Below are 4,508 nucleotides of genomic sequence, written 5' to 3'. Positions count from 1 at the left end.
TTGTATTATGGTTTTATCAGCGGGATTGTGGGGAGCGCTGTGGCCTTTGCGGTCAACGATTCGGGCATAGTGGCTGCTGCCACCTGCATGATATATGTGGGCCTATCGTTTATATTTGTCATTGCACAGCAAGTGGAAGATATCGAGGAGTTAAAGGAGCATATCGTGAGATGCAGCTAAAAGAAAATTGAAGTATGGGTAAGAGTGATAGGGGTATGAATTTAAATAGAAGGATTAAGGTTTTAGAGCTTATACGGACTGCTTCAGGGGGCATGAAGCAGCATTACATTGCGTTGGTAAAGGGGCTGAAAGCTGCGGGGTTTGACGTATTGGCAGCCTGCAGCTTTGACAAAGCCATCATGAAGGAACTGCAAGATGAGGGTATAGAAGTTTATCCATTTCATCTTCCCGGGGAGGTACAGCCGCCTTTGGACGCTATAAAAGCGGTGAAGATTGCGCGCATCATAACCGAGCATGGGGTGGATGTGCTACACTGCCATGGGTTTAAGGCCGGGGTGGTGGGCAGGGCCGGGGCCATTTTGGCCGGATGCCCTAAAGTCTATACCGTTCATAACTTCGTGTTGTCCTCATCTCATGGTTTTAAGAGTACAATGCTGTCAAAACTGGAAAAAGTCCTGGCCAAACGTACAGAGGGCATCATCGCAGTGTCCCGCGCGCTCAAGCTTGAACTGGAACAGAAGTGCCGAATCCCTAGCGACAAAATCAACGTTATATATAATGGCATATCGTTGCCTCCCGAAGGCGGAGGAGGGAATGTGAGAAAGCGCCTCGGGATAGGGCCCGATGCAGTGGTGGTGGGAAGCGTGGCCAGGCTCATACCCTCCAAAGGCATTCAGCATCTTCTGGATGCCATACCACTGATAAGGGGTTGCTGTAAAAATGTGAGCTTTATGATAGTGGGGACCGGCCCGTATGAGGAAGCCCTTAAGATGAGGGCCAAGGCTCTTGGGGTTGAAGGCGATGTCTTATTCACGGGATACGTAGCCCCGATATGGGGTTATTTAGATGCCATGGATATCTTTGTACTGCCCACTTTGTCCGAAGGTTTGGGGATCTCGGTGCTCGAAGCTATGGCTATGGGCAAGCCCGTTGTGGCGTCCAATGTTGGTGGGATACCCGAGATAGTCCAGCACGGGGGAAACGGCTATTTGGTACCGCCGGGAGATGCAGCAGCCCTGGCGTGTGCCGTAATCCATTTGATTAACAACGCTCACCTGAGAAAGGTTTTTGGCCAGAAAGGGCGCCAGCGCATCGTGACCTCCTTTTCGGTAGAAAGGATGGTTCAAGCTACAGCCCAGTTACTGGAAAAGTGCGCCCTTGGAAAACTTACGGCTAAAATCTCTTGAAGTTTTTTGACATGGGAAGGTATAATAGCTTTGGAAGACATGTCATACGGAAAAATTTCAAGATAAAGGCATAATTTGGGTTTTGCAGATGTAAGAATTTTATAGGTAAGCTAAAAAATAGTTTGAGGGCAGGCTCAAACATTGTTATTGGCTCTATAGCCAATCCTAGCGCCCTTTATGCCGGACGGCATAATGAGGAGGCCGGTACATAATGAACTGGAAACTATTCTTATTGTCCTTCTGTATGCTGTTTATAGCCGAATTGGGCGATAAAACTCAGCTAACCGTCTTTACCCTGGTAACTCATCATAAAGAGCCTCTTCCGGTATTTCTGGGTGCTTCTTTAGCTTTAATTGTTGTTACTCTGCTGGGCTCTTTTCTGGGTGGGGTTGTGACCAGGTATGTCCCCACATGCTGCCTGCGGCTTTTGGCTGGCTTGCTGTTTGTGGGGATAGGAATCTTCATCTTGCGAGAAGCCCTGCCCCAAATATGGCATATGATTATCGTGAAGAAATAGGCTTTTTAGGCCTGATGACGATAATATGAATTTGCATAGATTTTTAATGGAGAGGGGAGACTGTATGAACGTCGTTATAAGCCTTAACGGGACATGGCAGTTCTGTTCTAAGAAGGACAAGCAGTGGAAGAATGGCAGGGTACCGGGATGCGTACAGATGGACCTGATGGCATTGGGAGAGCTGGGGGATCCATTTTATCGTTTGAATGAGATAGATTTTCATAAGCTGGAGGAGGAAGAATGGATATACCGCAAGGAGTTTGAATGGAACGACGCTCTTCCTGTATCGGGTAGAGTATATCTAGTATTTGAAGGCATCGATACTCTGGCAGACGTATATATGAATGGGTATTATCTTGGTAGAGCCGAAAACATGTTTATCCCTTACCGTTTCGATGTGGGAGAAATTCTGCGAAGCGGATTAAATGAGGTTGAAGTGCATTTTGATTCCCCCATTAGGACAATTCGGGCCATGGAGCGTAACAGTCCTATCACCCTGCGCGGTGCCAACAACGAAATCGGCAGACCCTATGTGAGGAAGGCGCAATATTCCTATGGCTGGGATTGGGGGCCAAGGATTGCGCAGGTAGGGCTGTGGAGGCCGGTGTATCTGGAAGTCGTTGAAACTGCCAAAATACGCTATCCTTTTTTCGAAACCAGGCGTATCAATAAAGATGGGGCTTTTGTAGCAACGGGCGCAGAGATTGAAATGGTTGCCGGCGATGACGGGAAGACAGTTTTGCACGATGAAATGGAAGCGTTTGTAGAAATATTCTACCAGGGAAAAGTCGTCGTCTCAGAAAAGGCAAGCATCGATAGATTCAGGGGTAAGCTGCAATTGAGCTGGGAAGGGTTAATAGAAAATGCGGCGCTGTGGTATCCCAATGGGATGGGGCAGCAGCCGCTTTATGAGGTGAAGCTACGCCTTGTGCACAATGGCAAAACAGTAGATGAGCACAGCTTTAGGACAGGCATTCGCACCGTAAGGCTCATAAGAGAGCGGGATGAGGTGGGCGAAAGCTTTATCTTTGAAATAAACGGGGAAAAGGTCTTCGCAAAAGGGGCCAACTGGATACCCGCTGATAGCCTTTTGCCCAGGCTGACGGAAGACGATTATTACTATTACATAAAAGCCGCAAAGGACGCAAACATGAACATGCTTCGCATATGGGGTGGAGGCATATACGAGCACCCTGCCTTTTACGAGGCGTGCGACAGGATGGGCATCATGGTATGGCAGGATTTCATGTACGCTTGTGCTCAATATCCAGACCAGTTTGATTGGTTCCAAAGGTTGGCTGAGACAGAGGCCGAGCACGTGGTAAAGAGCCTGAGGATACATCCATCAATAGTGCTGTGGTGCGGCAACAACGAAAACAATTGGGGATTCCATTCTTGGTGGGGCAACGGCGTTCCCAAATATTTAGGCAACTATATATACCAGGAAATACTGCCCAGGGTTTGCGCCGAAAACGACCCTTCTCGTCCTTACTGGGTATCCAGCCCGTATGGAGGAGAGGACCCCAACTCTATGGCTGAAGGGGACCGCCATTGTTGGACGGTATGGAGCGGCTGGGCAGACTACAATGAGTATCTCAACGATACCGGCAGGTTCATCAGCGAGTTTGGATTTCAAGCCATGCCCTGTCTTAAGACCATATATTCTTTTACTCAGCCTGAAGACCGCCATCCCTTAAGCCCGGTGATGCTGTCCCACAATAAGATGGTGGACGGCACTGAAAGGCTGGTAAGGTTTATGATAGCCAAAGCTGGTTTTCCGAAGGATTTTTCAAGCTTTGTGTACCTGACGCAGTTTATCCAGGCTGAGGCTATAAAGACCGGCGTGGAGCACTGGCGTACCAGGAAGTTTAACACCGCCGGTACGCTTTACTGGCAGCTAAACGATTGCTGGCCGGTGGCCAGCTGGTCGTGTATCGATTACCACCGCAGGAAGAAAGGCCTGTATTATTATACCAAGAATTTCTTCCATAACATCTTGATAGTACCCAAATACAAGGAAGGGCGCATATTTATCCATGCTGTAAATGACACCCTCGATGAGCTGGATGCACGAGTACGGGTGACGGCCTATGCCCTCGATGGCACCAAGAAGGGCGAGATATATATGAAGGCTATTTTATTGCCCAACAGTGCGTCAGTAATAGGCAGTATACAGCCTGAAGAGCTGGGAATTGGCTATAGGCCCGTAGTTATGCCTGTGGATGCCGATCCAACCGTTTTACCCGTTGAAAAGAACGGCGAACTTTTGGATACCGTGCTGTTTGTGGAGCTGGTAGCTGATGGCCAAAGCGTGAGAAATTACCTGGTGTTTGACGCCTTTAGAAACCTTGAACTAAAAGAGCCTAACATAAGCTGCGTTGTAAAGGGGAATAAAATAGAGCTGGTATCAGATAAGCCTGCCTTTGGGGTGTTTATAGAGACCCAGAGGGATGTTGAACTATCGGATAACTGCCTTGTCTTGGAGCCCAGCATTCCACACGTGGTGGAAGCCTCGGAGGAGCCTGGAGATGTGAAAACGGTGGATATAACCCGCATGGTCATCAAGCTGTATTGAGGATGAGCAGCTTATTCTCTTTATTTATATCCAATCTTTGTGGCTGCCT

4 protein-coding genes are annotated in these 4,508 nt (G+C 48.3%); all 4 read left to right on the top strand.

What is annotated here, in order from left to right; all coding sequences use genetic code 11:
• Nucleotides 1–180 (top strand): hypothetical protein (locus FWJ59_RS08205; protein ID WP_414481462.1); only part of this gene is annotated, 180 nt, incomplete at its 5' end.
• Between the two features lie 14 nt (nt 181–194).
• Nucleotides 195–1,367, top strand: a complete 1,173-nt coding sequence (locus FWJ59_RS08200) for a glycosyltransferase family 4 protein (RefSeq protein ID WP_414481461.1) — start codon at nt 195–197, stop codon at nt 1,365–1,367.
• A 211-nt stretch (nt 1,368–1,578) separates the two neighbouring features.
• Nucleotides 1,579–1,884, top strand: a complete 306-nt coding sequence (locus FWJ59_RS08195) for a TMEM165/GDT1 family protein (protein ID WP_414481460.1) — start codon at nt 1,579–1,581, stop codon at nt 1,882–1,884.
• 64 nt (nt 1,885–1,948) lie between these two features.
• On the top strand, nt 1,949–4,459 hold the full coding sequence (locus FWJ59_RS08190) for a beta-mannosidase (protein ID WP_414481459.1): 2,511 nt from the start codon (nt 1,949–1,951) through the stop codon (nt 4,457–4,459).
• The last annotated feature ends 49 nt before the right edge of the window (nt 4,460–4,508 follow it).

This window comes from Caldicoprobacter sp., assembly GCF_047459465.1.
In the GTDB taxonomy this organism is placed as follows: domain Bacteria; phylum Bacillota; class Clostridia; order Caldicoprobacterales; family Caldicoprobacteraceae; genus Caldicoprobacter.
Note: the sequence above shows the minus strand (reverse complement) of the source record. Positions and strands in the feature narration are given on the sequence as shown.

Excerpts from the sequence above, each read along its gene's own strand:
- FWJ59_RS08200 (WP_414481461.1), top strand. The coding sequence starts at position 195 with ATGGGTAAGAGTGATAGGGGTATGAATTTAAATAGAAGGATTAAGGTT.
- FWJ59_RS08195 (WP_414481460.1), top strand. The coding sequence starts at position 1,579 with ATGAACTGGAAACTATTCTTATTGTCCTTCTGTATGCTGTTTATAGCC.
- FWJ59_RS08190 (WP_414481459.1), top strand. The coding sequence starts at position 1,949 with ATGAACGTCGTTATAAGCCTTAACGGGACATGGCAGTTCTGTTCTAAG.